Source organism: Dyadobacter sp. (assembly GCF_017744695.1).
Lineage (GTDB): Bacteria > Bacteroidota > Bacteroidia > Cytophagales > Spirosomataceae > Dyadobacter.
Genome location: NZ_JAGIAS010000006.1, coordinates 505708 through 523191 on the forward strand (window position 1 = coordinate 505708; position 17484 = coordinate 523191).

The following is a 17484-nucleotide window of genomic DNA, read 5'->3' on the forward strand; positions in this document are numbered from 1 at the left end:
ATATGTTAAATCAGACTTGGCGGGTTGTTCTAACTTGCCAAGTCTTTTTAATTCTATCCAGATGAAAATTGAACAATATCAGATCGATCAGCATAACGACAGCCTGTTTTCGCGGCATAACAACCAGTACATCTTCCTGCAAGAGCAGCTGGGTGAACAGGGTATTCATGCCAAAGACATTGTAAAGCAGCTGGAAGCATTCCAGGTAGCGATCCCGAGCTGGGCATTGGGTACAGGCGGGACCCGTTTCGGCCGTTTTTCAGGGGTAGGAGAGCCGCGTTCGCTGGAAGAGAAAATCGAGGACGTGGGTTTGCTGCACGCATTGAACCGTTCAAGCGGCTCCATTTCATTGCATATTCCCTGGGATATCCCCGGCGCAGCACAGCCGATCATCGATCTGGCGACTTCGCTGGACCTGAAATTCGACGCGGTTAACTCCAATACTTTCCAGGATCAGAAGGATCAGGAGCTTTCCTATAAATTCGGCTCGCTCTCGCACGTAGAAGCGAAGGTGCGCAAGCAAGCCGTGGAGCACAATATCGAGGTGATTAAGCACGGTGTCAATCTGGGATCGAAGGCATTGTCGATCTGGTTGTCGGACGGATCGTGCTTCCCCGGCCAGTCGAACTTCGTAAAGGCATTTCAAAACACTTTAGAATCTTTACAGGAAATCTATGCCGCATTGCCGGATGACTGGAAGGTTTATGTGGAATACAAAGCCTATGAGCCTAATTTCTATTCGACAGTGATCCAGGATTGGGGCAGTTCACTGCTTTTCTGCCAGAAACTCGGCCCGAAAGCGGATGTACTGGTGGATTTGGGCCACCATTTGCCGAATGCAAACATCGAGCAGATTGTCGCCACGTTGATGATGGAAGGCCGCCTGGCAGGTTTCCATTTCAATGATTCCAAGTACGGCGATGATGACCTTACGGTGGGTGCTATTCGCCCTTACCAGCTGTTTTTGATCTTCGTAGAGCTGGTGGAAGGCATGAAGCGTGCCAGCCGTGCCAGCGATACTTACGCCTGGATGATCGACGCGAGCCATAATGTGAAAGATCCGTTGGAAGACTTGCTGCAATCGGTAGAAGCGATCCTGATCGCCCAGGCGCAAGCATTGCTCGTGGATAGAAAGAAGCTGGAACAGGCGCGCAACGAAAACGACGTGGTATTGGCCCAGCAAATATTGCAAAATGCTTTCCGCACGGACGTGCGTCCCCTCGTACGCGAGGCTATGCGCCTGAGCGGCGGCTCGCTGGACCCCATCGCATTGTACCGTAACCTCGGCGTCCGCAACGAATTGTTGAACGAACGCGGGAAACTTACCGTGGCGACTGGACTTTAAGAAGATGTCAATGTCAGGAGCGGACGGGGCCGCCCGGCGGTCGAAGCGCGGTACAGTACCGCGCTTCGACTCCGCTCAGCGTGACACATTTTATAACGACTTCCGCCTGATCAACGTAAACGGGTTTTTCACCAGCGCCCGTTTCCCTTCCTTAATGATCTCCGCCGCAGTTTTACCCATTTGCTCGTGATCGGTGGAAATGGTGGTAATACCGTCGAGCAGAATTTCTTTCAGCGGCGTCTCATTGTAGGAGATAATGCCTACATCTTTACCCACGACGAGCTGCTGCTCTTTACATTTTTTAATCAGGTTTACCAGGTCGTTTTCCTCGATCACCACGTAAGCCGTATCCTTCACGGCTGTGCTGTTTTCATGAAAATCATACATGATCTCATGCTCAAACTCGTGTTGAATGCAAAAAATGCGGAAGCCTTTGAGGATTTCCTTCGGATAGCGGATCATGGTCGGGAAAATGAGGACCAGCTTTTTGTAGACTTCTAACAGGTCTACCGCCTCGTTGAGCGCATGTACAATGTCCTTCTCGAAATTCTGGTAAACCGATGAATGCTTTTTGGTGGTAAATTCAATATCCTTATCAAGCAGAATCAGTTTCTCCGGCGGGATCATTTTCAGCGTTTCAATCGCCTCATCCATCTCTTCATAGAAATGCGGCATGATCACGTAATAATCGTATTCGCCCAGGCTGTTCTTGATCAGGTTTTTGAAAATATTGGTATTGGAGTGATGAATATGGAGGTCGACATTCACATTTCGGCCGATATTCTCCACAAATGCATTGTAGACTTGCTTCTTGTAATTGCTTATTTTGTTGAAAACCAGCAAAATGCGTAGCGATGTTTCGATGTCCACGCGGTTGATGAAATAACCTTTTCCGCGAACCGAAATCAGTACGCCGTCCTTGATGAGGTGTTTGTAGGCCTTTTCGACGGTATCACGGGAAAGCAGGTACTCTTCACTCAACTGGTTAATGGAAGGGATCTTGTCGCCTCGTTTCAGCTTTCCTTTACTAATCGCCTGTAACAGCGATTTGATAATCTGCATGTACTTGGGTGCACTTTCCTTGAACTCAATGTCAAATTGTATTTCCATTCAATGCTGTGGGTTGGAATCAAGCTAAAAATAACATTTTTATCTGTTTTCGAAGCTTAAATCGAAAGTCTTCATAAACAAAAACAACCCGACGGAAAATACTACTATCCCGCCGGGTTGTTTTTATGTTAAGGGTTGTAATTATCTCGGTCCTCTGCCGCTGCGCTCGCTGGAACCACCGCCGTGATTACCATTGTCGCCACCGCCGCGGTTGCCCCCGCCATTGTCGCCTCCACGGTTGCCGCGGTCGTTGCTACGAGGCTCCGGAGCACTTCTTTCCTGGCGTTCTACACGTGGTGCAGGCTCGTATGACCGGTTGCTGCGTTCTTGTCTCTCGGGGCGTTCGATGTTCGGGCGTTCCACGCGCTCTGAACGGTTGTCGAAGCCGCCGCTACGCTCGGGGCTGTTGCCCGGGTTGTAGTCGCGGTTACGTTCGGAGCGGCTTGGCGCTTCGTAACGATCGTTCCGGCCCGGATTAGGCGTTTCGTATCGGTTGTCATTCGATTCGCGGTTACGTTCGTAGCGGCCGTTCCGCTCTTCATACGGATTACGTGAGCCACGTCTTGAATTGTCCCCCGGTTCAATGCGATTGTCGTCGTTGCGGTTGCTGCGGTCGATGCGCGGATTGGCGTCGATGACGCGGCCTCCACGGTCATAGTCCCGGGTGCCGTAGTCGTAGCGGCCATTTCCACGGTCGGCGATAATCACCCGGCCGCGGCCTCTCGGGCTCGCATCTATTGTACGTATAGGTACGCTTCTGCGGGTAATACGCTCAATCTCGTCGCGGCGGGGGCCGTATACATAGGTGCGGTTGTTGCTGCGGTAATAGTTGTTGATAACGACGGTATTGTTATAGTAATACGATACACGTCGCTGCGGCGCGCAGTACGAATGCCAGCTGGGACTCAGGATATAGCGTTGCGGTACAAACACCCACCAGAACGATGGAATATTAATGGAAACATTGATATTCATGCCCGGACCCAGCGGTGCCCAGCCGTAATAGTCGCCACCCGAGCGCCAGTTCACCCACGCAGGTCCCCATTCGTAATCGGGAACCCAAAACCAGCCATAGTAATCGTCGTACGACCAGCGGCCGTAGTGGAAGGGTGCCCAGCCCCAGTCATATTCCGAAACCCAGGTATTTCCGTATTCTGTTTGTTCCCAGTAACCCGCGGTGGAGTAGGGCTGGAAGCCACGAGGGACGTCGGGGATCCAGACGGAACCATACTGCGGATTGCGCATCCAGCGGCCATAAGGGGCAAGTTCGTCGTAAAAAGTTTCGAATGTGATCCTGAAACCGGGTTGTGCCTCGGTTTTGTTGGAAACCGAAACGCCGACGAACATGAAAATGAACAGGCCGATTATTCTTAGTGTACGCATGGTGCCCATTGCTTTATGTGTTAATTGTTTTCCTGTTGTTTAAAAATCGATTCTTGGACGTTACTTTTAGATTCTGGTTTAATGGTCCCGCCGGACATTAACACGTATTAACAAAACTTCCATTTCAAATGATTGATCCTGAAATCCTGCATCCCGAACTCGTCTTTCAGACAGCACGGAGCGGTGGTAAGGGAGGGCAAAATGTGAATAAGGTCGAAACAAAGGTAGAACTGCGTTTTGATATTCCGAATTCGCAATTCCTGACCGGCGAGGACAAGCAAAAGCTGACCGAAAAATTGTCCAACCGATTAACGAACGGTAAAGTGCTCGTATTATACCACCAAACCGAGCGCTCGCAACTGGCCAACAAGGAAAAAGTGGTCGAAAAATTCGACAGGCTTATCCGCCAGGCACTTACGGTAGAGAAAGATCGTAAAGCAACTAAACCCACATTAGCCTCGAAGCTGGAAAGATTGAAAGCCAAGCAGCGTAAGGCCGCCGTTAAATCAATGCGCCGTAAGTCTTTTGAAGAATAAACGAAAACACCTTTATGACCGCCGTCACTCCTGTTCAGCCTAAACTCAGCGCCGTTTTTACATTGCCCGTTATCGTAGCCTCGCTGGGCTATTTCGTGGATGTTTATGATTTGCTGCTTTTCAACATTGTGCGCGTTCCGAGCCTGAAAGACCTGGGGCTTTCGGAAGAGGAAATCTCGCAGATCGGCGCGAATATTTACAATTGGCAGCAGGCCGGGTTGCTCATTGGCGGCTTTTTGTGGGGGATATTAGGGGATAAGCTGGGCCGCCGTTCCGTGCTTTTCGGTTCGATACTGACTTATTCCCTCGCCAATATCGCTTGCGGTTTTACGCAGAATGTCGAAATCTATTCAGTATTAAGATTCATCGCCGGTTTCGGGCTCGCGGGGGAACTGGGCGCGGGGATCACGTTAATAGCGGAGATTCTGCCCAAAGAATTGCGTGGTTACGGGGCCTCAGTAGTAGCCAGTGTGGGCCTGGCGGGAGCCATTGCCGCATTCTTCGCCGTAAAGCTCACCGACTGGCGCATGGCCTATTTCATCGGCGGCGGGATGGGGTTGATCTTGCTGATCCTGCGTGTAAATGTACTGGAATCCATCGTTTTCAATAAAAGCCTGGAAAAGCGCGGTTCGAAGCCTGTACCCTGGTGGACGATATTTACGAGCTGGTCACGTTTTGTACGCTATATGCGATGCATGGGTATTGGTTTGCCTACCTATATGGTAATCGGCATTTACTCGACATTCGGAAACGAATTTGCCAAAGCGCTGGGTATTGCGGAGGAGGTTCAGGCGGGCACGTGCGTGTTGTACACCTACATAGGAGTGGTTACAGGAGACTTTTTCAGTGGGATACTAAGCCAATGGCTGCGGTCGCGCAGGAAAGCCATTTTGTTGATGATGCTGATGACGCTGGCCGGCGTGGCCTGGTTATTATCCGGTGGCATCAACAATGCCACGACGCTATACATTTGCTACATGTGGCTGGGCTTTTCGATCGGTTACATTGCCATGTTCCTGACGACCACGGCCGAACAATTTGGCACTAATCTGCGCGCAACGGTTACCACATCTGTCGCCAACAACGTGCGTGCGACGGTGCTGCTTACACTCCCGTTATTTCAATTCCTGAAAAAGGATTCGGGCGTATTGCATTCGGGAGCTATTGTCGGTGCGTTGTGCTTTTCATTGGCATTGGTCTCGCTCTGGCGAATGGAGGAAACTTACGGGAAGGAGCTGGATTACGAGGAAAATTAGGCGCATTCCCGATTTTTCAAGATTACTCTTCGGGCGTCTTGCCGAATATCAGCTTGTCGGGGGTAGGATATTCCAGCAGTTTCGAAAAATCCACTTTCCAGAAATCGAGATCGAGTAACTGGCCGTTGGTGTCCTGTGTCAATGTAATGACGACAGGCGTATCATCAATATCCACATATTCGGCCTGGATAAGGTCGCCAGCATAGCCATTCACATCGCCGCCGAGGCTGATACTGCCCATTTTCCCGCCTTCGTACTCATCCACCATTTCCGAAACCGGGAAATCGATCGGATCCAGGTTCAGTTTTTCGAGAAGAAAATGAATTAGATCCAGTTCTTCACCACGTATCGGTCTGATATTGCCCATGATATTGTTTTAACTAAAATAAATGCACTACCCGGCGGTTCTGCCGCGCCATTGCTCGGCTTTTTTGGCCACGAACCAGAAGGATAAAGCCAGTAATGCAAAGAAAATCCCTGCATTGGTACGATCCCAGAAATATTCGAAATAGCGCGTATAAATGTTTAGCAGGAAGAAAACCAGGCACAAGTCGCGCAACGTTTCTTGTTTGTATTGGAATGCATAGTAGAGCATTCCGGCCAGTACCAGTGTAAAACCCAGCGCCCAGAACCAGAAATCGGTTTGTTTGAGTGCTTTCCAGCCTTCGTAGTCGGCGTAGTTACCAAAAATCGACAGTGTCCAGCCAGCCACCAGGAACAGGAACAACCCGATTGTGTAATTAACCTCTTTTAGGAATGCCAGCGAACGGATTTGTCCGATTACAAAAGAAGAGCCCCAGATTACCAACCCGAAAACCGTCATACGTAGCGGATAATTCATGCCCATGAAACGGAAATTGCCTCCGGACCAATAGTGCGTCTGAGCGCCCCACCAGCCTGCGAGTGCAAGGATGGCCGCGACCCAAAGCAGCGTAGAGCGCAGGAAAATGGCGACGCCTCCGTAAGCTAATGCCGCAAATAGCAGCGGTAATGCATAATTGCCAGGCCCGTCGAGCATTCCGCGCGTCCAGTAAGTAATGGCAATGGCAATCGTCAGGATAATGGCAATGTTGTAAACCTCGTTGCTTGCTTTCGCACCCCTGGGGCCATCCATTCGCCGCCGGGCGAGGTACACAAAAAGCCCCGCCACGAAAGTGAAAAGTATGCCCACGATGTTTTCCGAAAATCCCCAACGCTTGCGAAGCAGCTCGATCCATTTTTCATCCAGTACCAATGCCCCGAAAGCCAGCAATCCACAGGAAACCGCAGAAATTAATGCATATATGGCAATCGCGTCCACATTAGCATTTCTTACGCTATAACTTCCCCTCAGCCCTGTCGCGAGTTCCTTGGAAATGCGCGCCTCATCTTCCCAGGATTGAATCGCCCGGTTGACGATTTCGGCTTCTTTTTTATCGAGTTCCATTCAGATTTTTGTGTTGATGAATTAAAAATTGCGCCTGTTATAATCCGCATTCCACGAATATTGGCTGTCCGTTGCAGATTTTGGGATCGGTAGCGATGCGTTCTGTTAAGTACGTTGTCATAATTCATTCATTAGGAGGCTCCTACGGAGCCGGGGATGTGTGTTTGCTATCGTTTGCTATAAACAAGGTGATTCTCCGGATCAGTTATATTAGCATCGGCTGCGGAGTTTTCAATAACACATCTCTATTGCCTGGCCGCAGAGCGGCACCCTGTTTTAGTAAAACCAAACGATCATATATCAATTGGGCTCCGGAGAAGCCTCCTGAACGCTGCCGAACTGCTAATTTGCTTTTTATCAAATATGTCCTTGCTCCTACATTTTATGCCGAAACATCGTGGCTCAAATATACTCATTTCGGAATACCATAAACATTCCATTAATAATCCCGGTTACATAAAAATAAACCCCGGAATGATCAAATCCCGGGGTTAGATGCTGTATGGTAATTTTGAGTTTACTTCTTCAAATTCGAAAGGAACTCTACCACATCGCGGATCTCTCTCTTCGACATGATGTTGCCCATCGGCGGCATGCTGGACGGTACGTTTTCGCGTTTCGCAATGCGTGAAGTGGCAATTTTCAGCGGTTCCGCTTCCGAGGTTTTCAGGATCAGTTCGTGCTCGTTTTCCTGTGCCAGGATACCCGCGGCCGAAGTTCCGTCTTTCAACGTCAGCATTACCATTCCAAAGCCAGGCGACAGACGCGCGCTAGGCTCGATGAGCGCCTGGAGGATTTGCTCGCGCGTGAGAACACTACCGATGTTCGAAAGGTTAGGACCTACTTCTCCGCCCTGGCCACCGATCGAGTGGCAGCGCACGCATTCAGCAGCGGAGCTGGTCATGAAGTAGCGACGGCCCGCCTGCGCATTTCCGCCAAACAATGCGTCCTGATAATCGGCTGCGGTGTTGCCTTGCTTACGCAGCGGCGCTATTTTGGCAATCAACGTGCTGGATTTGGTAGAGTCGACCGCTTCACCGAGGTCGAGTAGCAGGTTTTGCGGTAACTTGTTATCCGCCATTTTACCGATCAGACCAGTCAGAATGGTTTCCGTTTTGGCAACAGGCAGGCTACCCAATACTTTCAGGATTTGCTGCTGCTCACGGACGCTTCCTTTTTTGAAAATGGTATTGGAAATATCTGCCAATGCCTCTTTAGACATATTAACGCTTCCTACCATGCCTAATGCGGCAGTACGAACGTCGGCGTCGGAGTCGCTCATGCCTTTTTTCATGACCGTTTCCATATCCGAGTATTTCAGGTCGTTCAGTGCGACAAGCATTGCGGCCCGGACTTTCGGATCGTTGCTGTCGTTCAGGATTTTCGCCAGCGCCGCGTTGTTATCGCTCACATTAAGGTTCGTCAGCATTTGCGCCGTCGCGATCAGGATCGCCGGTTCGTTTTCCTGTAAAAGATCGGCCACTACCGGTTTGATTTTTGCTTTCACACCCGCCGGATCACGTTCCATCGGGCCGCGGTAGCGTCCGTCGACGCGGTCGGTTACCGATGGACTTGCCCAGGTTCCGAGCGTCGCCAATGCTTCGGCGCGCATCGCTTTGTCCACATCTTTACGCTTTGCAAATGCGATCAGGTCGTTCAGTTGTGCATCGCCGCCCACGCGTAATGCCGCATTGATCGCCCGGCGCAGCAATGGTTCGGAAGTAAACCCTTTTTCATTCAGCACGGCTGCCAGTGCGGGCAATGCGGCAGGAATGGAAAGGTCGTCGTTGATGCCGCGCGCAGCTTCTGTTACGATATATTCGTCCTTGTCTTTCAGGAACGCGCTGATTTGCTCGTTTTTCATGCGGCGGAGCACGAGTACGCCCGCAATGCGCAGCGATTTTTCCGGGCTGTTGGCCAATGCGGCGATCGGTGCGACCTCGCCGATGCGTGAGAGCGCCAGCACGCCCGCGTGACGGATGTACACGTCCTGATCGTTATTGGCTTTCACCATATCGATCAAAGGCTGCACGGCATTCTTATCCTTTACCCGGCCAAGTGCCTGCGCTGCGAAGAATTGTACGCGCGGATTTTTGCTCGCCAACATCGGGATCAGCATCGGGCCGGCCTCCGCGATTTTAGCATCGCCCAGCACTTTTGCGGCTTGCACCGTAATTTCTTCGTCGGAATCTTTCAACAAAGTCATCAGCACATTGGCATACGCCTTATCCTGACGAGCGAGTTGCCCCATTCCCCAGATGCCATGAATGCGGCCGAACTGGTTACCTTTTTGCTCAATGGCCTTGCTCAATACCGCAGCACCTTTCGCACCTCTTGAAGCGAGCTCAAACTGTGCTTTCTGGCGGATACGCATGTCTTCGTACGAAAGCAACGGTAATAATGCATCGTCGGATTGTTTGGTATAATCCAGCTGCATCAGGCGTTTGGTTTCAGTGCGGATCGCCTTCAAGTCATTTTTCTCGTCGGTCACGTCGAGTTTCCAGACACGGCCGTAGTTTTTAGTATCCCAACCATTGATCCAGTCGGCTACGTACAATGCACCATCCGGGCCGAAACGGATACCGGTCGGCAGGATACCCGTCAGAATGTTTTTCTCGCCATCCAGCACGAAAGAAGCCCCTTTGGGTTTCAAGCCAAACGACCAGATTGGCGAACGCGCGGGGTTACCTACGAACTCGACAAGGAAGAACTTGTTTTTCCACTCCTTACCCAACGCGGTTCCCGGGTTGTATTGCATACCGGTAGGGCCGTTGTGGTAGTTTTGAATAGGAGGAATGATATATGCGGCCTGCCCGTCCCAGCGTGGTTTGAACAACTTTTCGTCCATCCACACCTTGTAGCTGTTGTTTTTCGGGTCGGTGTACTTACCATATTGCCAGTTGGAGCGCCAGCCGGCGTCGGAGCCCTCTACCACGTGAACCAGGCGCTCGCTTTCGCCAGGGTGGTCGCCGTCGTTGTCGGAACTGATGAGGTTACCATATTCATCGAAAACAAACTCGTGCGTATTACGCAACCCGTGCGCGAAGATTTCGAAATCGCTGCCGTCGGGGTTCGAGCGGGCGATGATACCCGAGTTGGGATGCTCGTGCTTCACGCCTTCGGCAGTGGTAATGTTCGCGCCAATGTCTCCGATATTCCAGTAAATCTTGCCATCGGGACCTTCTATCGGGTTGGACATTCCATGTCCGCTGAAACCGATATGTACGCCGTAACCATGGCTGATCGATGTTTTTTCATCCAGTACACCATCTCCGTTGGTATCTCTCAAACGCCACACGTCCGGCGCGATCGTTACGAAAATGTCTTTCGCCCGCACGAGCAAGCCGCCGGCAACGTCGGAAACTTCGTCGAAGAAATCGTCGAGGATGCGCATCGATACGTCGGCGATGCCGTCGTTGTCGGTGTCCTCAATGCGCCAAACTTCATCTTTTTCAACTGCCAAATCCTTCCAGTCGTGCGAACCGTCACCGTTGAGATCTTTCAGCCAGCTGTTTTCCTTGCTTTTTTCAGGAGCAAATGTCTTGTGGAGGAATTTGCGGCGGTCTTCCACAGTCTGCAAAGCAATGGATTCGGTGATCCAGTTACGGTGCCCGCGGATATCGAATTCGGAGTTTTTCTGGCGGTTAGTCCGGTTGAGGTATACCCTTCCGGCATCGTCCATGGCGATGGCTACCGGATCCGGAGCCAGTGAATCGGATGCCCAAAGGTCGAGCTTTAAGCCATCAGCCAGTTTTACGGCTGTTTTTTCACGGATTTCTTTGGCATGTGCCTTACCGGTAGCGGGATCTTCTTTCACCACTACTTTGGTACTGTTGGTCTTCACGACCGGCCCCGACGACATCGGAGCCATTTTCATACACGACACTACCGCCACCGTGGTAGCTGCCATCAGGGTTAGAGGTGTTTTGAGATGTTTTTTGGAGATCATTGAGGACGTTGCTTAATGCAGATTAGTCTGGCTCAATTATGAACCGGATACAAAGGAATTAAAAATGGGGCTAATAATTGCTTTTACTGTCTGGAAAGAATGCAGATAAACCTTGGAATGGTAATTTATTTGGCAATATGAGTCGTCAGCAGTTCGCGCACCGAAATATCGAAATCTTCCATCACCGGATATGCCGAACAAACATCCAATTCTGTGCAGATTTTGATATTTTTTCAAAACAACTCCAGCTGCCCATCCCAGCCCTTCGGTTTCTTGGCCTTACCTTGTACAGTCCGGCCTTCGTATTTCCAGGAATTGTCCCGTTCATGCTGAACGATGTCATTGAAACGGTTATTGGGCTCGAAATCTTTTTCCAGCTGCGCAGACACTTTGGAGAGGTTTTTCAAGGCATCGGATTTATCCTTATCTCCCATTTTGGCAAGCTGAATGGCGCGGTCGAGAGTGAGAATGGACTCGTCGTATACTGTGATAGGCACCGGGAACGGGTGGCCGTCCTTGCCTCCGTGGGCGAACGAGAAACGTGCCGGATCGCTAAACCGCGACGGGGTGCCATGGATGATCTCGCTCACGAGCGTGAGCGACTGGATCGTGCGCGGGCCGACGCCTTCAAGCATGAGCAGCGACTCCATATTATCCACCGGATTGTCGTGTGCCAATGCGAGTACCGCGCCCAGCCGTTTGAGATTCACATCTTCGGCACGGACGTCGTGGTGGTCGGGCATGACGAGCCTTGAAACCTCCCGCATAATTTTGTCAGGATTTTCTTTCGTCAGTTCGAGAATGCCGGTGCGGGTTGGAGCGGCTGCTTTGGCAGTCAGGTTAAGGATATTACCCTGATTTTGCCCGTAAATGAATGTATGGGGCTCTTCGATGAACGATTGGATACTCGGGGAATGCCAGTGGTAGCGGCGGGCGAGTCGGTCGTCGGTGTTCATGCCTTGTTGGATTACCGTCCAGTTGCCTTCTTTCGAAAGGACAAACGAATGCAAATACAATTGAAACCCGTCCTGAATGGCCGTGTTATCGACTTTGGCGGAGAGCTTGCTATGATGCACCAGGAGGTTGCCATCCAGGCCTGTCCTATCCGCAATCGCCAGCAGTTCGGCAGGCGTTTGCCTCGAATATTTACCCCTGCCGCCACAAATGTAAATGCCTAAATCCGTGGATCTTCGATTTACAGATTGCTTCAAAGCGCCCATTACCGACGTGGTAATGCCCGACGAGTGCCAGTCCATTCCCAACACGCAGCCCAGCGACTGAAACCAGAACGGATCGCTCATTTTTTGCAGCAATGCATCGCGCCCGTACTCCATCACGATCGCCTCCACAATGGCGCCACCGAGCGCGCTCATACGTTGTGCGAGCCAAACGGGCACTTTCCCGTAATGCAGGGGTAAATCGGCGTGACCACTTTTCATAGAACATTCAATTTACAAAAAATCGGGTAGGAGCAGGTCGCCGCACATGTATTAATGCGGCTATGGGTTTCTCAATGGTACAATTTTTTGTTAAAATGCAGCTTTAAAACGCATTTTCACTTCAAAACGGATTCTCCGGCCTCCATGGTTTTACAGGTTATCATTACCCTTGTACTCGTTCTGCTCAATGGTTTTTTTGTCGCTGCCGAGTTTGCAATAGTCAAAATCCGTGCCTCACAGCTCGAACAGAAGGCCCAGGAAGGTAACCGGATGGCCATTCTTTCCAAACAAATTGTCTCTAATCTCGACGGCTACCTGGCCGCTACCCAGTTCGGGATCACGCTTGCGAGCCTTGGATTGGGTTGGATAGGAGAGCCGGTCGTTTCGAAAATGATTATTGGTGCAATGGACCTCGTGGGCCTTTCCATCGACCCGGAAGTGGCGCACCATATTGCATTACCTACGGCATTTGCTATCATCACTGTGCTGCATATTGTATTTGGTGAGCTCGCCCCGAAGTCGATCGCGATCCAGCGGCCGGAGTCGACTACCTTGGCTTTGTCCTATCCGTTGCATGGCTTTTTCCTGATATTCAGGCCGGTGGTATGGCTGTTGAACGGCATTGCTAATGTGATTCTGAAAGGTGTCGGCATTACGCCGTCACACGGTAGTGAAGTGCACAGCAGCGACGAATTGCGCTATCTCGTTCAGCAACAAAAGGAAAGCGGCATGATTGAGGCGGCAGATTATGACCTGATTAAGAATGCATTCGATTTTTCGGAAAGGGTAGCACGGCAAATTATGATTCCACGCCCGCAAGTCGTGGGGATTGACGTGAACGACTTCACGGATGTTAAACTCGAAAAAGTAATAGAAGAAGGTTATTCCAGAATGCCGGTCTATGAAGATACCCTGGACCAGGTAATCGGTGTTTTGCATTTGAAAGACTTGTTGCTCAAAATGCGGCAAGGTAAGGAAATCGTCCTCCGCGAGCTGATCAGGCCCATCGCGACGGTCCACGGCTCGAAACCGATTGGCGCTTTATTGCGTGAATTTCAGGTGAGCCGTCAGCAAATGGCTGTGATCGTCGACGAATATGGCGGCGTGGATGGCATTGTAACAATGGAGGATATCCTGGAAGAGTTGGTAGGAGAAATTCAGGACGAATACGACAATGAAGCACCGGTCGTCAAAAACGAAGCGGATAATACCTATACCGTGCAGGGTGCAGCCTCTATCGTGGATTTGAATGAGAGGTTGCCGCATGACATTACCAAACGCCCCGACTACGAAACGCTGGCCGGTTATCTGATCTGGAAGTTCGGGCGCATTCCCGCGGTGGGTGAGAAACTCAATACGAAACACTACGAGTTTACTGTGCTCAAAAAGCAGCGCAGCACGATTTCGCAGGTGAAGATCGCGGTGCTTGATAGTTAGTGATTTGACCGCCGATGAGTCATAGGTCAAGCATAGTCAGGTGTGGTCAGACGTTGGAGTTAAGTTTTGTCAGGAAAGGTTTGACGGCCGACCACCGTTAGCCGACCGCTGACTCTGTCAAGCCTCGTTATAGAGCTTCAAAACTGTCTGACGCAATTTTTTCCCCGTATCACTTAAAACAAACGCAATACCCTCGGCCATGTCTGAGGCCGGGATCCATTTGCTGAAATCTGAATTGGGCATCGCAGCGCGGTTATCGGGCGTGTCGATAATGCTTGGAACGATGACCGTTGCAGTAATATTCTTCGATTTCCCTTCCGCGTTGATCAGATCGGCCATCTGGAAAATCAATGTCTTGGCAAGTGTATAGGCAAAACTTCCCGTACCCGCCTCAGGTACGAGCGCGGGGCGCGCGCCTATGAAAATGAATTGTCCGCCTCCATTTGCCTCGAAATGCTTCATCAAAGGCTTTACGATGTGAAATGCCGTTTTAAAATTCATCGCCATCATTTGCTCAATGTCGGCGTCGGTCGTGTCGGTCAGTTTGGCCATAGCAAAACCGCCTGCGAGCAATATGCCGGCATCAATTTTTCCTGCATTGGTAATGGCCTCGGCTACGAATAATTCGGCTTGCTCTGCATTGGCCAGATCTGCGAGATAGTTCGAAACGTTTGCATTGTCGGCGTATGCATTGGTTTTTCCTTCGCGGACATTAATATGCAAGCCATAACCAAGCTCCGTCAATTTTTTCACAACATCTTTACCGAGGTTTCCCGTGGCTCCGGTGACAATTACTTGTTTGGGCATGGTTATGGCTTTTTAAATGCTTATTTGTTTAGAATATCAACCAGGAATTTCCGGAATGGTTCGGCAAACTCCTTTCTTTTTAATGCGAACTCGACAGTTGTTTTGAGATAATCCAATTTGTCGCCGATATCGTGGCGCTTCCCTTCGATATGGTGTGCAAAGATATTCTCGCGCTTCAAAAGGAGCAACAGCGAGTCGGTGAGCTGAATTTCGTTGTTTTTACCTTTCGGAGTCTGTTCGATGGTGTTGAAAATTTCCGGGGTCAGAACGTAGCGTCCGGCAATGGCAAGGTTGGAAGGGGCCTTGTCGATGGCTGGCTTTTCTACCAGCGTGCTGAGCTCCATAATGGAGTCGCTCAGCGAGGTGCCGCCGACGATACCGTATCGATTTACCTTGTTGGCAGGTACCTCTTCGACGGCGATCACCGAGCCACCGTATTGTTCGTAGGTATCCATCAATTGCTGTGTTACAGGGATCACCGAATCCATAATGGTGTCGCCCAGCAATACGGCAAATGGCTCGTTACCCACGTGGTGACGTGCGTAATAGATCGCGTCGCCAAGGCCGTTTGCTTCTTTCTGGCGTACGAAATGTACGTTGGCCATGTCTGCCAGACGGCGCATCTCATTGAACCACAACAAATCCTCCTTCTCTTCCAGACGGCTTTCGAGCTCCACATTCCGGTCGAAATGGTCTTCGATGGCACGCTTGCCTTTTCCGGAAATGATCAGAATATCTTCAATACCCGAATCTACGGCTTCCTGCACCACATATTGAATGGTCGGGATGTCGATGATCGGTAGCATTTCCTTCGGCATCGATTTGGTTGCCGGCAGGAATCGGGTTCCAAGTCCGGCAGCAGGTATAACGGCTTTGCGAATCATAGGTTTGGTGGTAAAAGGCTGTAAGCTATAAGCGATAGGCTATAAGCTTGGCTTTGGTATTTTTTTAATTATAGAATCGAACTGCGTTGATATTTAAACGGTCAGATGGTGATAGGCAATTTCAAAAGAGCTTACAGCCTCAGGCTTACAGCTTATAGCCGCTAAACCACAAACGGCCTGATCACCCGTGCATTGAATTTCTTCAATTGCACGAAAAGCTGGTTCAGCATATCGTCGTCTTTATAAATGCCGATAATCGTGCCGCCGGAGCCTGCGAATTTGGCGGATGCTCCGCATGCGCGAGCGGCGTTTATCAGCTTTTTATTGGATTCTGGTACATTGTAAATCTTGCAGCGCAAGTCGAAATTCTCGTTCATGAGCGAATGCAAGTCGTCGGGACGGCCTTCGAGCAATGCGGTACGGCCGTCTTCCGCTTTCTGGGCAATCTGGCCAAGTACGTCGATTACCTCCTGCTCCCCGCGGTCGTAGCGCGTGCGCACGTCGTTATGCACCTTACCCGACACCTTGCTGAGATTGGTATTGTAAGCCACGTACAGTTTCGGTAGCAACTCGGGGTTAATGCGCTCGTAGCGACCGTGGCCCTGCGTCTGGATCATGGTTTTATCAAAATCCATATACACGCAGCCTTCGTAGCATTGAATCACACGGTCCTGCAAGCCGGCGGTAATGCCTAGCTCCTCGGTTTCAGTTACCATGACCAGCTGGGGCAATATTTCAAGAGGTATTTCAACCTTGTAAAACTGCATCAGTGCCCTGAACAATGCGACGATAATCGCGCTGGAACCCGACATGCCTACCTGGCGCGGGATCGAAGAGCGATAGCGGACTGTAAAGTTCTTATTAGGCAACTTGATATTGTTCTCCTCACAATAATCCCCGAACTTCTTGATCCCGGCCTTAATGAGCGGGATTCCGCCGTTATAGCCCAGCATATTCACCGAATCGCGCAGGTGAAAAATGCTGCGGAACGTGTTCAGATCCTGCGGCTGAGGTTCGATATGCAGCTCGGGCGACTCGTAGAGCGAGATGGAAGCCCCAAAATTTCTTACGGATATGGAAATCGTTTTACCGAAAAAGCCGTCAGAAGGATTGCCTAAAAGCCCCGCACGGGCATAGGCGCGTGTTTCAATGATCAATGTAAATGCGTGTTTAGCCGGAAGTAATAACTATCTGGACGATAAAATACCATTTTGCCCTTATAAGCAGGTATTTCGGAATTTTACCCAATGCGGCTTGAAATCTATGAATGAACGGCCTGGAAACAAAAAAAGCGCGGATAAAAATATCCACGCTTTTCTTAAGAGGAACGGTTTATTAATATTATTGTTTCACGACCTGAACGTTCGCGATCAGTTTTACTTCGTCACCTACAACCACACCGCCTGCTTCCGTTACTGCGCTCCAAGCCAGGCCGAAGTCCTTACGGTTGATTTTACCGTTGATCTCGAAGCCTGATTTGTTGTTGCCGTAGAAGTCGGTCATGTTGCCGCCGAATTCGGCAGCGAAATCAACAGTCTTGGTTACACCTTTTACAGTCAACGAGCCTGTCAGGTTGTAGTTGTCGCCGCTTTTCTTAGCCAGTTTACCTGTGAACGACAGTTTTGGGTGGTTCTCAGCGTCGAAGAAATCAGCTGATTTCAGGTGTTGGTCACGTTGTTCTTGTTTGGTATCTATACTTTCTACATCAGCAGAAAAATGGACGGTAGCACCGTCGAAATCGTCACTAGTTGTTTCAACTCCGCCTTCGAAGCTGTTGAATGCGCCAGTTACTGTGGAGATCACAAGGTGTTTCACTTTGAACTGGATTTCTGAATGTGTTGGGTCAATTACCCATTTAGTAGTAGCCATTGTCTTTGTTGTTTTTATGTGTAATTACATTTAATGTATATAC

The 17484-nt window shown here is 50.3% G+C and carries 14 protein-coding genes; 4 read left to right on the top strand and 10 right to left on the bottom strand.

Annotation, left to right across the window (positions count from 1 at the left end):
* Nucleotides 1-61 precede the first annotated feature (61 nt).
* Nucleotides 62-1345, top strand: a complete 1284-nt coding sequence (locus J7619_RS22805) for a sugar isomerase (RefSeq protein WP_291204149.1) — start codon at nt 62-64, stop codon at nt 1343-1345.
* Between the two features lie 90 nt (nt 1346-1435).
* On the opposite strand, the gene J7619_RS22810 is transcribed toward J7619_RS22805, so the two are convergent.
* Complete coding sequence (locus J7619_RS22810; RefSeq protein ID WP_291204151.1) at nt 1436-2455, bottom strand: GntR family transcriptional regulator; 1020 nt, start codon at nt 2453-2455, stop codon at nt 1436-1438.
* A 141-nt stretch (nt 2456-2596) separates the two neighbouring features.
* Entirely contained in the window at nt 2597-3838 is a 1242-nt protein-coding gene (locus J7619_RS22815; protein ID WP_291204152.1) for a DUF6600 domain-containing protein, read from the bottom strand.
* 128 nt (nt 3839-3966) lie between these two features.
* Between J7619_RS22815 and arfB the strand changes: the two genes are divergently transcribed.
* Together arfB and J7619_RS22825 are read left to right on the top strand one after the other, a co-directional pair.
* On the top strand, nt 3967-4374 hold the full coding sequence (gene arfB / locus J7619_RS22820; RefSeq protein ID WP_291204154.1) for an alternative ribosome rescue aminoacyl-tRNA hydrolase ArfB: 408 nt from the start codon (nt 3967-3969) through the stop codon (nt 4372-4374).
* A gap of 14 nt (nt 4375-4388) precedes the next feature.
* Nucleotides 4389-5630, top strand: a complete 1242-nt coding sequence (locus J7619_RS22825; RefSeq protein ID WP_291204156.1) for an MFS transporter — start codon at nt 4389-4391, stop codon at nt 5628-5630.
* A gap of 22 nt (nt 5631-5652) precedes the next feature.
* Here J7619_RS22825 and J7619_RS22830 read toward each other — a convergent pair whose 3' ends face one another.
* From J7619_RS22830 to J7619_RS22845, 4 genes are all read right to left on the bottom strand, one after another.
* Nucleotides 5653-5997, bottom strand: a complete 345-nt coding sequence (locus tag J7619_RS22830) for a DUF6984 family protein (protein ID WP_291204158.1) — start codon at nt 5995-5997, stop codon at nt 5653-5655.
* 27 nt (nt 5998-6024) lie between these two features.
* Nucleotides 6025-7056 carry a hypothetical protein gene (locus J7619_RS22835; RefSeq protein WP_291204160.1) on the bottom strand — a complete coding sequence of 344 codons (1032 nt, stop codon included), beginning with the start codon at nt 7054-7056 and terminating at the stop codon, nt 6025-6027.
* A 517-nt stretch (nt 7057-7573) separates the two neighbouring features.
* Nucleotides 7574-11005: a PVC-type heme-binding CxxCH protein gene (locus J7619_RS22840; protein WP_291204162.1), complete on the bottom strand. Its 3432-nt coding sequence runs from the start codon at nt 11003-11005 to the stop codon at nt 7574-7576.
* Nucleotides 11006-11238: 233 nt separating this feature from the next.
* On the bottom strand, nt 11239-12444 hold the full coding sequence (locus J7619_RS22845; protein ID WP_291204164.1) for a DUF763 domain-containing protein: 1206 nt from the start codon (nt 12442-12444) through the stop codon (nt 11239-11241).
* Between the two features lie 144 nt (nt 12445-12588).
* On the opposite strand from J7619_RS22845, the gene J7619_RS22850 reads away from it, so the two are divergent.
* Complete coding sequence (locus J7619_RS22850; RefSeq protein ID WP_291204165.1) at nt 12589-13881, top strand: hemolysin family protein; 1293 nt, start codon at nt 12589-12591, stop codon at nt 13879-13881.
* 117 nt (nt 13882-13998) lie between these two features.
* Here J7619_RS22850 and J7619_RS22855 read toward each other — a convergent pair whose 3' ends face one another.
* From J7619_RS22855 to J7619_RS22870, 4 genes are all read right to left on the bottom strand, one after another.
* Nucleotides 13999-14688: an SDR family NAD(P)-dependent oxidoreductase gene (locus tag J7619_RS22855; protein ID WP_291204166.1), complete on the bottom strand. Its 690-nt coding sequence runs from the start codon at nt 14686-14688 to the stop codon at nt 13999-14001.
* Between the two features lie 20 nt (nt 14689-14708).
* Entirely contained in the window at nt 14709-15572 is an 864-nt protein-coding gene (gene galU, locus J7619_RS22860; protein ID WP_291204167.1) for a UTP--glucose-1-phosphate uridylyltransferase GalU, read from the bottom strand.
* Nucleotides 15573-15733: 161 nt separating this feature from the next.
* The gene (locus J7619_RS22865) at nt 15734-16729 is read right to left on the bottom strand and encodes a mevalonate kinase (RefSeq protein WP_291204169.1); all 996 of its coding nucleotides are present in this window, start codon (nt 16727-16729) and stop codon (nt 15734-15736) included.
* Between the two features lie 184 nt (nt 16730-16913).
* On the bottom strand, nt 16914-17441 hold the full coding sequence (locus J7619_RS22870; protein WP_291204170.1) for a YceI family protein: 528 nt from the start codon (nt 17439-17441) through the stop codon (nt 16914-16916).
* Nucleotides 17442-17484 lie beyond the last annotated feature (43 nt).